The organism is Streptomyces sp. NPDC002958 (assembly GCF_055563255.1).
The window spans coordinates 86,403-103,707 of sequence record NZ_JBVHDS010000007.1 but is presented as its reverse complement, the minus strand read 5'-3'; the positions used below and the strand labels follow the sequence as shown (position 1 = coordinate 103,707).

At 73.1% G+C, this 17,305-nt stretch carries 9 protein-coding genes; 7 read left to right on the top strand and 2 right to left on the bottom strand.

Annotation, left to right across the window (positions count from 1 at the left end; translation table 11 throughout):
* Positions 1-5 precede the first annotated feature (5 nt).
* The 7 genes from ACZ3IC_RS15050 to ACZ3IC_RS15020 all read left to right on the top strand — a co-directional run bounded on the left by ACZ3IC_RS15050 (position 6) and on the right by ACZ3IC_RS15020 (position 14,260).
* Positions 6-1,853: an HSP90 family protein gene (locus ACZ3IC_RS15050; RefSeq protein WP_467416257.1), complete on the top strand. Its 1,848-nt coding sequence runs from the start codon at positions 6-8 to the stop codon at positions 1,851-1,853.
* A 2-nt stretch (positions 1,854-1,855) separates the two neighbouring features.
* Positions 1,856-4,837, top strand: coding sequence for a hypothetical protein (locus ACZ3IC_RS15045; protein ID WP_467416256.1), 2,982 nt, complete (start codon positions 1,856-1,858; stop codon positions 4,835-4,837).
* Between the two features lie 278 nt (positions 4,838-5,115).
* Complete coding sequence (locus tag ACZ3IC_RS15040; protein WP_467416254.1) at positions 5,116-6,639, top strand: TIGR02677 family protein; 1,524 nt, start codon at positions 5,116-5,118, stop codon at positions 6,637-6,639.
* A 97-nt stretch (positions 6,640-6,736) separates the two neighbouring features.
* Positions 6,737-8,251 (top strand): TIGR02678 family protein, encoded by a 1,515-nt coding sequence (locus ACZ3IC_RS15035; RefSeq protein ID WP_467416251.1) that lies wholly within the window; start codon positions 6,737-6,739, stop codon positions 8,249-8,251.
* Positions 8,248-12,450: an SbcC/MukB-like Walker B domain-containing protein gene (locus ACZ3IC_RS15030; RefSeq protein ID WP_467416249.1), complete on the top strand. Its 4,203-nt coding sequence runs from the start codon at positions 8,248-8,250 to the stop codon at positions 12,448-12,450. Before ACZ3IC_RS15035 ends, ACZ3IC_RS15030 begins: the two co-directional genes overlap by 4 nt.
* The gene (locus ACZ3IC_RS15025; protein WP_467416247.1) at positions 12,440-13,723 is read left to right on the top strand and encodes a TIGR02679 family protein; all 1,284 of its coding nucleotides are present in this window, start codon (positions 12,440-12,442) and stop codon (positions 13,721-13,723) included. The genes ACZ3IC_RS15030 and ACZ3IC_RS15025 overlap by 11 nt, the downstream gene beginning before the upstream one ends.
* 306 nt (positions 13,724-14,029) lie before the next feature.
* On the top strand, positions 14,030-14,260 hold the full coding sequence (locus ACZ3IC_RS15020) for a hypothetical protein (RefSeq protein ID WP_467416245.1): 231 nt from the start codon (positions 14,030-14,032) through the stop codon (positions 14,258-14,260).
* 15 nt (positions 14,261-14,275) lie between these two features.
* Here ACZ3IC_RS15020 and ACZ3IC_RS15015 read toward each other — a convergent pair whose 3' ends face one another.
* Together ACZ3IC_RS15015 and ACZ3IC_RS15010 are read right to left on the bottom strand one after the other, a co-directional pair.
* A complete protein-coding gene (locus tag ACZ3IC_RS15015; RefSeq protein WP_467416244.1) occupies positions 14,276-15,970 on the bottom strand; it encodes a bifunctional 3'-5' exonuclease/DNA polymerase in 1,695 nt (564 codons plus the stop codon).
* A 127-nt stretch (positions 15,971-16,097) separates the two neighbouring features.
* Complete coding sequence (locus ACZ3IC_RS15010) at positions 16,098-17,156, bottom strand: type III polyketide synthase (RefSeq protein WP_467416242.1); 1,059 nt, start codon at positions 17,154-17,156, stop codon at positions 16,098-16,100.
* Positions 17,157-17,305: the final 149 nt, after the last annotated feature.

The following is a 17,305-nucleotide window of genomic DNA, read 5'->3' as shown; positions in this document are numbered from 1 at the left end:
GCCCGATGACTTTGCCCGACACCGCAGCGACCCCGACCGGCGACGATCGCACCTTCCAGGTGGATCTGCGCGGCCTCGTCGATCTCCTTTCCCACCACCTGTACTCCAGCCCTCGCGTCTACCTGCGCGAACTCCTGCAGAACGCGGTGGACGCGCTGACCGCCCGGCACGGCCTCGAACCGCACGCCCCCGCCGACGCCTTCGGCATCTGCTTGTACGCCGACGGTTCAGTGGTACGCGTCGAGGACGACGGCGTCGGTCTCACCGAGGCCGACGTGCACACCTTCCTCGCCACGATCGGCCGCAGCAGCAAGCGTGCCGAACGGATCGCCGAGCAACGCGCCGACTTCATCGGCCAGTTCGGAATCGGCCTGCTCTCCTGCTTCCTGGTCGCGGACGAGATCCACGTCCTGAGCCGCTCCGCCCGCACCCCCGACGCGCCCACCGTGGAGTGGCGGGGACGCGGCGACGGCAGCTACACCGTCCGCACCCTGCCCGCATCCGCCCGCCCCCGGCCCGGTACCACCGTCACGCTGACGCCGCGCGCCGACACGGGCGAGTGGACCCGGCCGGTGCAGGTGCACGCGCTGGCCCGGCACTTCGGCTCCCTGCTGCGCCACCCGGTGACCTTCGACGACGGCACGGGCGGCCCGGGCACATCCGTCAACCCCGAGCCCGCACCCTGGGCACGTACGTACCCCACCCCGGGAGCCCGTTCCCGCGCGCTGGCCGCGTACGGCGAGGAGGTTTTCGGGTTCACACCGCTGGACACCATCGAGCTGGACCTGCCGGCCGTAGGCCTGAAGGGCATCGCGTGCGTGCTGCCCGAGGCGGTGCCGGCCGGGCGCCGCCACGGCCACCGCGTGCACGTCAAGGGCATGCTGCTGTCCGAGCAGGCCGAGGAGATCCTGCCCGAGTGGGCGTTCTTCGTCCGCTGCGTCGTCGACGCCGAGAGCCTGCGTCCGACGGCGTCCCGCGAGTCCCTGTACGAGGACGACACACTCGCCGCCGTTCGCGACGCCCTCGCCGAGCGGCTGCGCGCGTGGATTGCCCGGGCCGCCGCCAGCGACCCGGACCTGCTCGCCCGCTTCCTCCAGGCCCACCACCTGGCCGTGAAGTCGCTCGCGGTGCACGACGACGAGATCCTGCGGATGCTGCTGCCCTGGCTGCCGTTCGAGACCACCGACGGGCACACCACCCTCGACGAGTTCGCGCGCACCCACCGCACCGTGCTCGTGACGTCGAGCGTGGAGGAGTTCCGGCAGGTCGCGGCGATCGCCTCGGCCGCCGGGCTCGGCGTCGTCAACGGCGGCTACACATACGACCGTGAACTGGTCCACCGGCTGCCCGAGATCAGGTCCGAGGTCAGCGTCGCCGACCTCGACCCGGCGACTCTCACCGCCCACCTCGACCCCGTCGACCGTGAGACGGAATTGGCCGCCGTGGCCTACCTCGCCCTGGCCCGCGACGCCCTCGCTGTCTTCGACTGCGACGTCGCGCTGCGCACCTTCCAGCCCGCCTCCGCCCCCGCCCTCCTCGTCGACAGCCGCGAGGCCCGGCACGAGCGCACTCGCTCCCAGCTCGCCCGTGAGCAGGAGGGCGGCCTGTGGGGCGACATCCTCGGCGCCCTGCGCCAGGAGGCCCCGCGGGCCCAATTGATCCTCAACCAGCTCAACCCGCTGGTTCGCGCCGCCGTCGCCATCGACGAGCCCGAGCTGGCCCGCACCAGCGCCGAAGCCCTCTACGGGCAGGCCGCGCTGCTGTCCCGGCGCCCGCTCAGGCCCGCCGAATCGAGCCTCATCAACCGCTCCTTCCTCGACCTTCTCGCCCACGCCCTCCGCAAGGACAGCTGACGATGCCGACCACACCTCAGACCACCGACGAGCTGTACCAGGCGCTTCAGGAGAACGACCGGCGCCCCTACGGCCGCACCCGCACCGTCACCGCCGAGGAACTCGTTGACGCCGCCGAGCAGTTCGCGGAGCCCGTCCCGCTCGTCCACGCGCTCTTCGAACTCCAGGAGGCGTACACCTACGGCTCCGAACCCCGGAAGTCGCCCGTCGTCTTCGCCCGCCTGCTCACCTTGTTCGACGAGCAGCCCGACGTCTTCGACGAGCGTCGGCGCCACACGCTGTTCTGGCGGTTCAAGTGGGTGTCCAACGCCCTGCGCGCGCTGCCCGAGATGCCGCTGGCCAGCCTGCGCCAGTGGCTGACGGAGATGCGCGACCGGTACGAGAAGGCCGGCCTGGGCCTCCAGCCCTACTACGGACAGGCGTACCAGCTCGCCGCCCACGTCGGCGAGGACACCACCCTCGCCTACGAGTTGTGGGCGGGCCGCCCCCGGACCCCGCTCAGCGACTGCGAGGCCTGCGAGATCTGCGAGCTCGCCCTGTACCACCTCGCGGCGGGCGACGACGAGCGGGCGCTGGGCGCCTGGGAGCCCGTCCTGGCCGGGAAGGAATCCTGCCAGGAGGAGCCGGCCCGCTCCGTCTCGTACGCGCTGTTGCCCCTGCTGCGCACCGGCCGCATCGACCGGGCCCGCGAACTGCACCTCGCCGGCTACCGCGGCTGCCGCCGCAACCCCTCGATGTCCGGAGAGGTCGGCCGGCACCTGGAGTTCTGCGCGCTGACCGGCAACGAGGCACGCGGCCTGGAACTGCTCGCCGAGAATCGGAGCCTGTTCGACGAGGTGGACTCGCCGCTGGACCTGTTCGACTTCCTCACCGGCGTGGAGGTCCTCCTCCAGCGCGTCGAGCGCCTCGGTCACGGCGAACTGCCCGCCGCCGGATACGCGGGCCGCACCTGGACGGTGGCCGGCCTGCGCGCCGAGGTGCGGGGTCGCGCCGACGACCTCGCCGCCCGCTTCGACGCCCGCAACGGAACCACGGCCCACACCGACCGTCACAGGGCCCGCCTCGATCGTGCCCCGCTCCTGGACTCGCTGGAACTGGCCCTGCGCACCCGCAGCCTCGACGACGTGACCCCGGCCGCCCCGGTTGCCGCGCCGGCCACCCGTACGACCGCCGCCGTCCCGGAGTCGCTGCCCGAACTCATTCTCCAGGCACGGGCGTTGGACGAGCAGGGGCACCCGGACGCACAGGCGTGCTGGGCGAAGCTGCGCACGCTCGTCACCGCCCGCGACTACACCCACCCCGACGACCCGGCCGTGGGCCCGCTCGTACAACTGCGCGCGGACCTGCTGACCGACGAGGCGAGCCGGGCGGGCGAGAAGGACGAGTTCGCCGTCGCCGCCGCCCTCCATGAGGAGGCCGCGGGCCTGTACGACGACGCCGGGGAGCCGGGGCACGCGGCGCTCGCCCGCGCCTGCGCCACGCGCGCCGCCGCCGAAAGCCCTGCGGAGGACACCGACGCGGCCGAGGCGGAGGGCGTGGACGGGTCCGAGGCGAAGGGCGTGGACGGGTCCGAGGCGAAGGCCGCCGCACTGAGCGCCGTCCACGCGTCCATGGTCCGCCTGCACGAGGAGACGCCCGGCCTCGCCCCTTACCAGGAGGCCCGCATGCTGCGGCTGCGGGCGACCACGCTCTGCCTGCGCCTGCAGGTGTCCGGGAGCGAGGAGCACGTCGCGCCGGCCTTTGCCGAGGTGGACCTGCTGCACGCGTTCGCCACCCGGCGCGACATCGTCGGGCAGATCTCCGGCGCCCTGCTGCTGCGGGCCAGCACATACGCCGTCTCCGGCGACCTGCCCGCCGCGGTCACCGAGGTCGACGGCCTCCTCGACCGGCTGAAGGCGCACGGCCCCGCCTGGCACCTGCCCCGCACGCTCGTACTGCGTGGCCGGCTCCAGCTCGGCCTCCAGGACGCGCAGGCCGCGCACGCGGACCTGGCCGAAGGCCTGCGACTGGCCACCGACTGGCCGGCCGACGTGGTCGACACCGCCCGCCTCCACGGTGATCTGGCCGAGACCTGCATGCACCTCGGTCGCCCCGACGAGGCCCTGCGGCACCTGACGCGCTCGGCGGAGCTGGACCTGCGCCGCGGCAGCCGGACGGACGCGTTCTGCACCTACAGCAACGCGGCTCAGCTCTGCCTCGACCTGGGCCGCGTCGAGGACTGCATCGCTCTGCTCGACTCCCTCCTGGTCGAACCGGACATTGCCGCCGGAGAGCTGGACGACCGGCTTGTCGCCCAGCTGCGCCTGACCCGCGCCCGCGCGCTGCACGCGGGGGAGGACCTCAAGGCTGCCGCGGCGGAGTTCGTCGCCCTCGCGGCCGAGTCGGCAGGCTGGGACGACGACCCGGGAAGCCACGCCATGATCGCCGCGGAGACAGCCGTACTCCTCGGCGAGTCCGGCGAGTTCGGCCGGGCTCGCGAGGCCGCGGACCAGGCACTCGCCGCCCATGCCAAGGCCCCGCGCTATGAGCAGCTCAGCAACTGCCTGCGCGAACTCGCCCGCCTTCAGGTCCAGCAGCAGGGCCCCGACGGCCTGGCCGACGCCCTCGCCCACCTCGCCGACGCCGGCCGGATCGCCGACGAGGCCCGCGCCGCCGAGTACGAGGCCCGCGGCCGCTCCCTGGACACCGCCCTGGCCTACGAACACGGGCGGGTCAATGCCTACGCCGGTGAGTACGAGGACGCCCTGGCCGCCCTGGAGAAGGCCCTCGCCGCGTTCGGCGAGCCGGGACCGGAGGAGGACCGCGCCGCCGAATGGGCTGAGTGCGTCCGTCTCGCGGGTGTCGTGGAGGGTATTTACCTGGAACGCCCCGCCCCCGCCCTCGCCCGCCTCGACGCGGCGGTCTCCCGCCTGACCGCCCTGGGCCACACCGAGGAGATCGAGCCGCTGACCTCCTTGGCGGTCCGGCTGCGCGACAAGGTGTGACGCGGCGGGCTCGGTGCTGGTGGACAGCCGATGACGCCGACGACGCCGACGACGGGGTGGCTCGGGGCGTCCTCGGCGATCCGCCTCCGAGCCGACCGCCGGGCGGGTCCTACGGCGGCCACCGCCAGGTAGGGGGCGTGAGAAGGGCGTAGGTTAGCAGAGGTGGTGCGGGCCGGAGGGCTGCTTACCCGTACCGGTCGGGGTGCGGCAGACTGGTGCGGGTCCGGTGGTGTCCAGCCGGACGTGTACCGGCCGAAGCAAAGGAAGCCGCCAGATCGGTGAGTAACGAGCCCGACACCCCGGAGCCCGTCGACGAGGGTGCGTTCGGCATCGACGCTTTCTCCCTCGACGACCGGCTGCGGCTGTTCCACTTCGCCGCCGCCGAGAAGCGCCACGAATACCTGTGGCTGCTGCGCGCCTTCGATCGCGGACGCGCCAACTACCAGGTGCTGCTGCACGCTTCGGACGCGGTGGGACTGCTGGAGCGGCTCGCAGCCGACCATCTGGCCGCGGGTGCCGTCGGCGACGTCCAGCCGCTGCTCGACGCGCTCGCGGACTGGCAGATCCTGGACCGGTCGTACGACGGGACGCGCGCCGCGAACCTGGCCGAGTACCGCAACCGCCACTATGTGTACCAGTTCACCCAGGCCGGATACCGGGCGTACCGGGCCGTGGAGGACGTACTCGGCGCGCGCCTGGAGGACGCCCAGCTCTCCCGCCTCGTCTTCCCCGACATCCTCGGCGACCTGCACGCGCTGGCCGAGGCCAACGCCGCGGGCGACGCCGAGGAGGTGTACCGCAAGCTCGGCCGTCTCGACTCCGGGCTGAACGAGATGGCACAGCGCGCCGCCCGCTTCTACCTCATGCTGGGCGACCTGGCGCGCACCAACGACACCCGGCCCGAGGTGTTCCTCGCCCACAAGGACACGCTCCTCGCACACATGCGGGAGTTCACCGCGGAGCTCGGCCGCTACGCCCCACTGCTCGCCGAGGCAGTCGAGAAGGCCGCGGCCACCGGTGTGGACCGCATGATCGAGTACGCGGCCGAGGCCGACGAGCGGCTCTTTCGCAGCCCCGCCGAGCGCCTGGCGGACTGGCAGCACCGGTGGGACGGCATCGTCCACTGGTTCGCGGAGCGCGAGCACAGCGAGACCGAGCGGCTGCAGGACGCCACCGTCACAGCGATCCGCTCCGTCCTCGCCCTGCTGCGCCGCGTCACCGAGGCGCGCCGGGGCGGGGTGAGCCGGGAAAGCCAACTACGCCACCTCGCCCAGTGGTTCACCTCCTGCGAGAGCGACGAGGACGCGCACGCCCTGTTCCAGGCGGTCTTCGGACTCGGCGCACCCCGTCACATCGCCGTCCCGTACGCCGATCCCGAGCAGATCCCGGGGCGTACGTCCTGGTGGGAGGCCGAACCGGTCGAACTCGCCCGCACCCTGGTCCAGTCCGGCCGCACACCCGCCCTGCACGGCCCCGGCCGCATCGAACGCAACGACGACCGGCGGGCCCTGCTTCGTGCCGAGCAACTGAAGGAGCAGGCCGAGCGCCGCAGTGCCGCGAACGCCCTCGCATCGGACGGCGTGTACGGCCGGACGCTCGACGAGCCCGAAACGCGGGCCCTGCTCGCCCTGCTGGACGTGGCGCTCGCCGCCCGTGTCCCCGCCAGCCGCCTGGTCACCGCCGCCTCCGGAGCCGCCCACGGGGTACGTCTCACCCTCACCCCCGCTGAGGGCTCCACCACCGTTGACACCGTGCGCGGCCGCCTCCATCTCGACGGGCTGCGCCTGGAGGTCACCGCATGAAAGCCCTCCCCGGTGACTTGGGGCCTGTGGACCTCACGACGGGCAGTTGGACGGGCAGTGCGACGGACAGTCCGACCCACGAACAAGGCAGGACCGCATGAGCCGCGTTGCCGAGGGCGTCTCCCCGCTCGAACTCGCCGACTACCAGAAGGCGGTACGGCTCGTACTGCGGCATCCGCTGGTCACGCCCGGGTACCCGGACAAGTCGGCGCTGGCGACCGTGCGCCGCTGGGCCGGGCAGCTGCGCACCGATCTGATGGAGGTGCTCGGCTACCGGCTCGTCACCACCGCCGACACCGCCCGGCTGCAGCGAGCCCAGGACGGCCTGGACGCCACCCGCCCGGCCCTCACCCGCGCGGGACGCCCCTTCGACCGCCGCCGCTACGCCTACCTCGTCCTCACCCTCGCGGCCCTGGGCCGCCACGGCGCGCAGGTGGCGCTGGGCGAGCTGGCCGACGCGGTCGCCGCCGACGCCGTACGCATCGACGGACTCGGGCTCGACACCGCACGCAAGCCCGACCGGGACGCCTTCGTCGACGCCGTCACCTGGCTCACCGAACGCGGCGCGCTCACCCTCGCCGACGGCTCCGCCACCGCCTGGGCCGGTGATCCCGAGCGCGCCGAGGCCCTGTACGACATCGACCGCGAGATCCTCACCGCCGTCCACCACCCGACCCGCGTCCTGCAGCACCTGACCTCCGTCACCGCGCTCCTCGACTCCGCCGGCGCGCTGGGCATGTCCGCCGGCCGCGCCGCCCAGCGTCGCGACCAGGCCCGCCGCGCCCGCCGCCTGGTGCTGGAGAACCCGGTCGCGTACTACGCCGACGCCGACACCGAACTCCTGGGCCAGCTGCGGGCCCCCGCCCTCGCCGAGGACCTGGAGCGCCTGACCGGGCTGACGGTGGAGCGGCGGGCCGAGGGCGTGGCGCTCATCGACACCTCCGGCAGGCTGTCCGACATCCGCTTCCCCAGCGGCGGTACCGTTGCGCAAGCCGCGCTGCTCCTTGCCGCCCGGATCAGCGCCGCCGTGCAGCGTTCCGGACGGCACGCCCTCGAACTGCTGCCCGCGCCCACTGCCGCCGAACGCCTCGCGGCCCGCGCCCGGCGTATCGACGGCGCTCTCCCGATGCGCTCGTTGATCGCCGAGTTCGCCGCGCCCGACGAGGCGGCTGCGTACGCAACGTACGGGGCACATGGTTCGTACGAGACTCGTGACGCGGCGGGGGAGGAGCAGGGGGAGACCCGGTATCCCTTCGTCACGGACTCCTGGCTCCGGGGCAGGCTCAAGGAGATCACCGGCGAGTACGGTGCGGGCTTCGCGGCCGATCTGCGCGGCGACCCGAACCGGCTGCTCGACCAGGCTCTCGACCTGCTGGCCTCCATGTCGCTGATCGCCCGGGTCGACGGCGGAGCCCTCGCCCTTCCCCTGCTCGCCCGCTACCGCGGGGTCACCGCCCGGGTGAAGACCCGTGCCGAGGCCCGCCCGCCGGCCCAACTTCCGGCCCAACTTCCGGCCCAACGTCCGGCCCAACGTCCGGCCCAACCTCCGGCCCAACGACCGGCCCGGACCGCCCTGTTCGCCGACGACACCACCAAGGACCCGACTCCGTGAGCACGCCCGCTCCCGCCCCGGCCGGTACCCCCGCACCCACCCCGGCCTCCCGCTATGTCCCCACCCGTGCCGGGATCATCAACCTGTGGGACTACCGGGACGAGGAGTTCTCCTTCGCCGGCGGCTGGCTGGTGCTGCGCGGCCCCAACGGGTCCGGCAAGACCAAGGCACTGGAAGTCCTCTTCCCGTTCGTCCTCGACGGCCGCATCGACCCCAAGCGGCTCAACCCGTTCGCCGCCGAGGACCGCACGATGAAGTCCAACCTGCTCTTCCGCGGGCAGGACAGCGCGCTCGGCTACGTCTGGATCGAGTTCACCCACCGGGAGACGGGCGAGGCCGTCACCTGTGGCATCGGGCTGCACGCCCAGCGGCACCGCGACACACCGGCTCGTTGGCACTTCGTCGCCGAAGGCCGCGTCGGCGAGGACTTCTCGCTGCTGACCGACGACGACCGGCCGATGACGAGGAAGCAGCTCGCCGCCGAGCTCGGCCGCGAGCTGATCGCCTCCACGGTCGACTACCGCGCCGCCGTCGACCAGCGGCTGTTCGGCCTCGGCCGGGAGCGGTACGAGCAGCTGCTCACCCTGATCCTCACGTTGCGCCGCCCGCAGCTCGCCAAGAACCTCGATCCGGCCAAGCTCTCCGACACCCTCACCGCGGGCCTGCGCCCGCTCGACGACGACCTGATCGCCGAGGCGGCCCGCTCATTCGACGACATGGAGTCCGTGCAGCGCACCCTGGAGGGGCTGGCCGCCGCCGACGACGCCACCGGCGCCTTCCTCGCGAGCTACTCCACCTATCTGCGGGTCCACGCCCGTACCGCCGCGGACCGGCTCACCGCCCGCCGCGCCGAAACCGCCGAGCGCGCCGCCGCACTGCGCACCGCCGCCGCGGACCTGACTGCTGCCCGCGAGCAGCAGGCTGCCGCCGAGACGCGCGCCGAGTCGGCCGACGCCTCGCTCGCCGCCCAGCGCGCCCGTCTCGATCAGCTGCGTTCCTCCGCCGCCTACCAGGCCATCGAGCAACTGGCCGACCTGGAACGCCTGGTGCGCACCTGCGAGCAGGCCGCCCGGCAGGCGAGCGCCGAACACGAACGTCGCACGGCCGCCACCGGCCGCGCTCGCGCCGAGGCCGAACGCGCCGCCCGGCTCGCCGCCGAACTCGACGCCGGCGTCTCCCGGGACGCCGCCACTGTCGCCGACCACGCCCACACCGCCGGTATCCGCTGGACTCCGGCGGACGCCGAGCCCGCCCGCCTCGCCGAACGCTCTGCCGCGCTGGCCGCAGCCCGCCATGAGGGCGTCCGGGCCGTGCGTGGCGCCCAGCAGGCGGCACGTGGTGCCGAGCAGACCCGTGACCTCGCCCGGGTCTCGCTCGACCGCGCGCAGGAGGCCGTCGCCGCAGCCGAAACTGCCGAAACGTCCGCCGAATCGGGCCTCGAATTCGCCCGCGAGGAGGCCCGTGCGTCGCTCGGCCAGTGGACGGAGGCACACAGGGTGCTCCTGACCGAGGCGGGTGCCGGCCGACTCGCCGAAGCCCTCGAACTCACCGGCGAGGCCGAGGCGGTCACGCTCGCCGACGCCTTCACCGAGGCCACCGCTCCCGCCGTGCAGGAACTGCGCGACACCCTCGCCTCCCTGCGCGCCCGGCGCACCGACATCGAGCGCCGCCGCGCCGAGACCGGGGCCGAACGCGACCGGATCGCGGCCGAACACGACGACGCCCCACCCCCGGCCCGCGGACGCACTGCCGGGCGGGCGCCCGGCGACGGCGTTCCGCTGTGGCGACTCGTCGACTTCGACGCAGCGCTGACGGATCGTCAGCGAGCGGACCTGGAAGCGGCCCTGGAAGCGTCGGGCCTTCTCGACGCCCTCGTCACCGCCGAGGACGCCCCCGTGGCGGCCGGGCGCAGCGAGGGCTACCTCCGCGCTGGTGCCCCGGTGAGTGGACCGAGCCTCGCCGATCTCCTGAGGCCCGAGAATCCCGAGAACCACGAGAACCCCGGGAACCACGAGAGCCACGAGAACCCCGGGAACCACGAGAGCCACGAGAACCCCGGGAACCACGAGAACCCCGGGGGCGACGCCGCGATCCCGGCCGCGCGGATCACCGCCGTACTGCGCTCCGTCGCCGTCACCGGCGACCTCGACGCCGGGACCCCGCAGATCAGCCCCGACGGCCGGTACGCGGCCGGTGTCCTGGTCGGTGCCCACACCAAGGAGCACGCCGAGTACGTCGGCGCCACCGCCCGCGCGCGCCGGCGCGCCGCCCGAATTGCCGCCTGCGAGAGACTGCTGGCCGAACTCTCCACTCAACTCGACGAGGTGGCGCGCGCGCAGGCCCGTGCCGACGCCGCCTTCGATGCGCACGCCGCCGCCCGCGCCGCTCTGCCCCGCACCACCGGCATCACGCAGGCCCTGCGCGAACTCGACAGGGCCGCGGCGAGGCTGCGCGCCACCCGCGACGCCGCCGACGCCTCCCAGGCTTCGTACGACGAGTCGGTGGCCGCCTGCTCGGTCGCCGAGCGTGCCCTGCGTCGCACCGCGGCCGAGCACGCCATCGAGATCGAACGCCTCGACGCCGTCGAGACCGCCACCCGCGCCTTCGAGACGGCGGTACGCGAACTCGCCGCCCGCCGCCGCGAACACGCCCGCCAGACCGAGGCCGCCCAGGCAGGAGCCGACCGGCTCACCGCCGCCGCCGAGGACGAGGAGGCGGCGCTGGACACCGAGCGCGCGGCGCGCCGCCGCCACACCGAGGAGGCCGCGGGACTTCAGGCCCTCCAGGAGGCTGTCGGGGCCGAGGCGCAGGAGGTGATGCGCCAGGTGCAGGAGGCCGAGGACGGGATCGACGCCCTGGTCCGCGAGGCCGAGGCGGCTCGCGTGGCCCAGCACACCGCGATCGCGGGCACCGCCGCGGCCGAGGCCCGCCGTACGGCCGCGGCCGCGGCCGGGTCGGTCGCCGCGGCGGAGGAGAAGGACACCGCCCGCGGCCTGCGCCCGTACGCCGCCCGTGAACTCCTCGACATCCTGCGCTGTCCGCCCGGCCTCGCCTGGCCCGCCCAGGAGGCCGACTGGGCCGGCGAAGCACTCCCGCCGGCCGTGATCGCCGTACACGAGGCGATCCTCTCCGCGACCCGCGACCTCACCCCCACCGAAACCAGCCTCAAGCAGTCCGTCACCCGTCTCACCAAGGCCCTGGACGACCTGCAGGCGCAGCTCGCCGCCGCCGGACAGGACTACCGGCCCGAATGGGACGGCTCCGACGGGGTCATCCTCGTACGCGTGGCCGACGAAGAGGGCCCGCTGCCCGTCGCCGCTTTCGCCCAGAAGATCGCGGCACACCGCCGTGACCAGGCCGAACTGCTTTCCGAGTCCGAGCAGCGCATCCTGGAGGACGCCCTGCTCACCCGGCTCGCCCAGCAGATCCACGACCGCACCGTCGACGCCCGTGACCTGATCAGGCGGATGAACACCGACATGCGCAGGCGCACGATGTCATCGGGGACGACGGTCGGTGTGAGCTGGCTGCTCGCCGATCATCTCGACGACGAGCGGCGCGCCGTCTGCGCCCTCCTCGACGCCGACGCCGCCCGCCTCGGCCCCGACGGTCTCGCTCGGGTGCGCACCCACTTCGCCGCGCAGATCAAGGCCGCCCGCGCCCGCCATCGCGACCAGCCCTACCGGGAGTTGCTCGCCGAGGTGCTGGACTACCGGCGCTGGCGGCAGTTCGCGTTCCAGCTGGTACGTCCCGACAAGGCCGAGGAGAGGCTCACCCGCGCCCGGCACAGCCGGCTGTCGGGCGGTGAGCAGTCCGTGTCGCTGCACCTGCCGCTGTTCGCCGCCGCGCACGCCATGCTCAACTCCGCCGACCCGCACGCCCCGCGCCTGCTCGCCCTCGACGAGGCGTTCGCGGGCGTGGACGACACCGGGCGCGGCGAACTCATGTCGTTGGCCGCCCAGTTCGACCTCGACCTGTTCATGACCGGCTACGACCTGTGGGCCGCTCACGCCTCCGTGTCCGCCGCGGCCCACTACGACCTCGCGCACACCGCCGTCGACCACACCGTCTCCGCGCTGCTGCTCGTCTGGGACGGCGACCAGCTCCTCGCCGACGACACCGGCGATCTCACCGCCGCCCTCGGCTCGCCCGGCACCCGGCGCGTCCCGACGCCCGAGGAGGCCGCGGTTGTCAGTTGAGCGGCGTGAATACGACGAATTGCAGGATGAGGGATGGGTCCGGCTGCTCGCCGCGGCCCGCCGCAGGCTGGAGCGCACCGGCGGCGTGCTCGACGGCGACATCGGGCTCGCGGCGCCCAGTGAGGCCGAACGCCGCACCGTCATTGGCATCACCGGCCGCTACCGGCCCGAGACCGCCAAGCGGCTCGCCGTACCCCTGAGTGATCTGGACGGCTATCTGCACGACCGTTACGGCACTGGCCTGCTGGCGACCCTCGGCCGACTCCACGGCCCGCTGCGTGACCGGCCGGCCGAACGGGCCGACGAGGACGCGCGCCGCGAACAGGCCCTGAAGTCCGCCCACTCCAGCCGACTCGCCGGGCAGGGATGGTTCGCGGCCTGGCTGGAGCGGATCGCCGCCGACGGCACCCTCACCCGTCTCGTACGCCGCGGGGACGCACCCCTCCTCGACGTGGCGGTACGTGTCCTGGAAAAGCTCCCCGGTGACCGGGACCGCTTCCCCGGTGACCAGGGCCGGCGCCCCGCGCCCCCGGCCGGCGTCCTGCCGCTTCCGGTCCTCGCCGAGTGGGCCACCGGCGATACCAAGGCCCTCGTTCCCGGCACCCCGCTCGAACAGCTCGTCCTGCGTGCCCTCGCCCAGCGCACCGGCGGCGACGTCCCGCGCGAGCGGGCCGGGCGGCGCGCCCTGTGGGAGAGCGCCGGAGCCATCGCCGACGACCTCGCCAGCCAGGTACTGGTCCTTAACATCGGGGCCGAGGGCAGCACCGTGGTCTGCGACTGGCTGCGCGACGCCGCCGACTTCGGCATCCCCTTCCGGCTCACCCTCCACCAGCTCGCCACCGACCCCGTCGTCCCCGCCGCCCGCACCATCTTCGTCTGCGAGAACCCGGCCGTACTGCGCGCCGCGGCCGGCGAACTCCAGGACACCGGCGCCGCCCTCGTCTGCACCGAGGGCGTCCCGTCCGCCGCCTGCCACAAACTCCTCGGCGACGCCGTACGCGCGGGAGCCCGGCTGCACTGGCGCGCCGACTTCGACTGGGCCGGCCTGCGCATCACCGCGGACGCCATGACCCGCCACGGTGCCAACCCCTGGCGGATGACCGCCGCCGACTACACGGCGGCACTCAGCAAGGGCGAGTCCACACCGCTCGCGGGATCGCCCGCGGCCAGCCCCTGGGACCCCGAACTGGCCCGTGCCATGGAGGAGTCGGGCAGCACGGTGATGGAGGAACGCCTGCTGTCCGCGCTCCTGTCCGACCTCACCCGCACCTGACCCGGCGAGTCCCGTGGCCGGCTCGATCTGTCCACACCGTGGCCGTCGGCGCACTCGCGCCGGCCGACCTGACCGGCAGCGCATCCGCCGCCCCCGCTCCCTGTGCGGGGGCGTGCCCCGGGGTTTCCCTCGCGGGGCGCGCGCCGCGCTCGGCCCGGCCCGGAACGTTTCCGGTCCGGGGCTTTCCGCATCCGGGCGGTCCGGTCCGCTGCCCGGGCGGGTGCCGGGCTGCGGAGTAGCCTGAATATGTACGGCTCCCGGTGAGCCGCCTCTGTCGGCCTGCGCATCGAAGGGGGCCGCTACCGCATGGACACCCTGGTCACCGTCGTGGTCGTCCTCGCGATGATCGCGATCGCAGCGTTCGTCATTCATCTGCTCAATGCCCGGCATCGGCATCAGCATCTGCGTCCCGTGCACTACGACCACGGGCTGGCCGGGTTCGGCGAGGGACCTGCTTCGGGCGAGGGGCCTGCTTCGGGGCCCGACGCGGGTGAACAGCGGGAAGGCGGAGGGCCCGGCACGCCCGGCTCCGGGTGACCCGCGGGTGGAGTGCTACTTTGCGTCCGAGTAGCGCCCCACCACCGCTGTCGTGAACGGGAAACGCACCGGTGTCTCGCCGAAGGCGGTCCGCCCGGCCAGATCACCGGCCGCCCGGATCGCCTCGACGACCGCCTCGGCCTCCTCCTGCGGGCAGTGCACGATCACCTCGTCGTGCTGGAAGAAGACCAGCTCGGCCCGGAGACCGGCGGAGCCGAGCGAACGGCGCAGGGCGGCCAGGAGCAGCAGCGCCCAGTCCGCGGCGCTGCCCTGCACCACGAAGTTACGGGTGAAGCGGCCCCGTGCGCGAGCGTTCGACGATGCGTAACCAGGGGTGAACCTGCCGTCGACGGGGGGCTGTTCGGTGCTCTCCTGCGGGATGCCGGCCTCTTCGTCGTCCCCGCTCTGGGCTGCGGGGGGACTTGTCCGGCCCAGCCACGTCCGTACGAGGCGTCCTTCCTCGCCCGCCTTCGCCGCGTCGTCGACATAGGCCACGGCCAGCGGAAATCTTCGGCGCAGGGCTGCCAGGTTCTTCAGGCCGTCGCCCGAGGTCTGGCCGTAGACCGCGCTCAGCAGGGCGAGCTTGGCGTGGTCCCGGTCGCCGTGGAAGGCCCGGTCCGACAGTGCCGTATAGAGATCGCCGTCATGGCCCGCCACCTCCATCAGACCGCGGTCGCGGGAGATCGCGGCCAGGACCCTGGGCTCCATCTGGTCGGCGTCCGCGACGACGAGGCGCCAGCCCTCGTCGGCGACGACCGCCTGCCGTATCACCTTGGGGATCTGCAGCGCCCCTCCGCCGTTGGTCGTCCAGCGGCCGCTGACGGTGCCGCCCGGCTGGTACTCGGGGCGGAAGCGGCCGTCGTGCACCCAGTCCTGGAGCCAGCTCCAGCCGTGCGCCGTCCAGATCCGGTACAGCTTCTTGTACTCGATGAGGGGTTCCACCGCAGGGTGGTCGAGTTCCTCCAGCTCCCAGCGCCGGGTGGACTTCACCTTGATGCCGGCCTGCGCGAACGCCTTGACCACATCGGCGGGGAGGTCGGGGCGGACCCGTCTGCCGAAGGCGGCCGACACCTCGTCGGCCAGCTCGGCCAGCCTGCGGGGCTCGCCGCCGCCCGCGTAACGCTCGCCGAGCAGTTCATGGAGGACCTCGCGGTGCACATCGGCGCGCCAGGGCAGGCCGGACCGGTTCATCTCGGCGGCGACCAGCATGCCGGCCGATTCGGCGGCCGTCAGCAGGCGCATCCTGCCCGGGTGCGCGGTGGCGTCGTGGCGGCGGAGCTGGTCGGCGTACACCTGGAGCAGGTCGTCGAAGGGCAGGTCCGTGCCGGCCTGCGGCTCGAAGAGGGAGGACTGCGAGCCGGGCTCGGCGGAGCGGGGTGGGGGATCGGGGGGCACGGGGGCGTTGCGCAGGCGGGCGCGGGCGGCGGCCGCAGAGCGGGGTTCGCCGAGACGGCCCTCGTGGGCGAGGAGGAGGGACTCGGCGACCTCGATGTCGTAACAGCGGGCCACGGGGACGCCGGCCGCGAGCAGGCGCGGGTAGATCTCGGCGGTGGACCGCCAGACCCAGCGTGTGACGTCCGGGCGGGAGCGGACGGCCTCCACGAGGTCGGGTTCGGTCAGGACCGGGGTGGTGGGCAGGCCGGTGGAGTCCAGCGGGGCGAGCAGGGCCCCGCCGGTCTCTGTGGTGGCCAGAGCCCAGCGTTCGGTCATGGTGCGGAGTCTGGCACCCGGCACTGACAAGGGGGTGGGGGAGCGGGACGGGCGGGGCGGGCCGGGGTGGGGTGGGCCGCTGTACGGGCCTCACCCACCCCGCCCCTTCCCGGAACCGGGGGCGGGCTCAGGACTCGGAGTCCGTCGTCCAGGTGCCGAGGGAGATCTCGGCGGTGATGCCGGGGCCGAAGCCGGCCATCAGGCCCCGGTGACCGTCAAGGGCCGATGCCTCGTCGAACATGCGGCCAAGGGCGTCGAGCACCACTGCGCTGGCTATGTTGCCGTACTCGGTGAGGGTGGCGCGGCTGAAGCGGAACGCTTCGGGCGGCACGTCGAGGAAGAGGCTCAGGTCGTCCAGGATGCGTGGGCCGCCCGCGTGGATGATGTAGAAGTCCATCTTGCTGGCGTTCCACTGGTGCTCCTCCGCGAGGGCGTTCAGGGCCGGGGCGAGGGGCTCCATGGTTCCGGGCACACGCTTGTCGAGCTGGAAGTGGAATCCGGTGGACCGGACCGCGTAGGAGATCCAGTCCTCGGTCTCCGGGATGATGAAGGAACCGTTGCGTTCCAGGCGGACTCCGGTGCCACCGTTGCCCCGGACCACGACGGCGGCTATGCCGTCGCCGAACAGGCCGTTGGACAACAGGGATCCGACACTCAGATCGGTGGGCTGGTAGCACAGCGAGCAGAACTCGCAGGCGACGACCAGCACGTTGGCGTCGGGGTATGCCATGCAGAAGTCGTGGGCCCGGTTGACGGCTGCGCCGCCCGCGGCACAGCCGAGTTGCGCGATCGGCATCTGCCGCGTCTCCGGCCGGAAGCCCATCTTGCCGATGAGCCACGCGGTCGGCGGAGGCATCATGAAGCCGGTGCAGGATACGTAGATGATCAAGTCGATCTGTCGCGGCTCCAGTTCGGCGTTCTCGAGTGCCCGGCGTACCACCGCCGGCACGCGGGCCTTGGTGTGCTCCTCGTACGTGATGCTGCGGGCGTCGAAGCCCGGGTGCTGCAACACCTTGTCGATCGGTTGGATCAGGTGCCGTTTCTGCACCCCGGTGTGTTCGATGAGACGAAGGACCAGGTCGATCTGCGGATGGTCGCCATGCAACCGTTGAGCCAGATCAAGGGTTTCCTCGTTGGTGATGGTGTACTCGGGAACCTCGATTGCCGGCTTGCAGAGAACCGCCATGGAACTCCTCCTAGCGGACTTATAGGTCCACACGGCCGGGCCCGGAACGGTATACGGGGTGTTTGTCGGCGCGGGAGTGGCCACCACGGCTCCGTACGCGTGTTGTGCCGCGCGAAACTGAGCTTTGGTGGATTCCTGCGCCGGTTCGG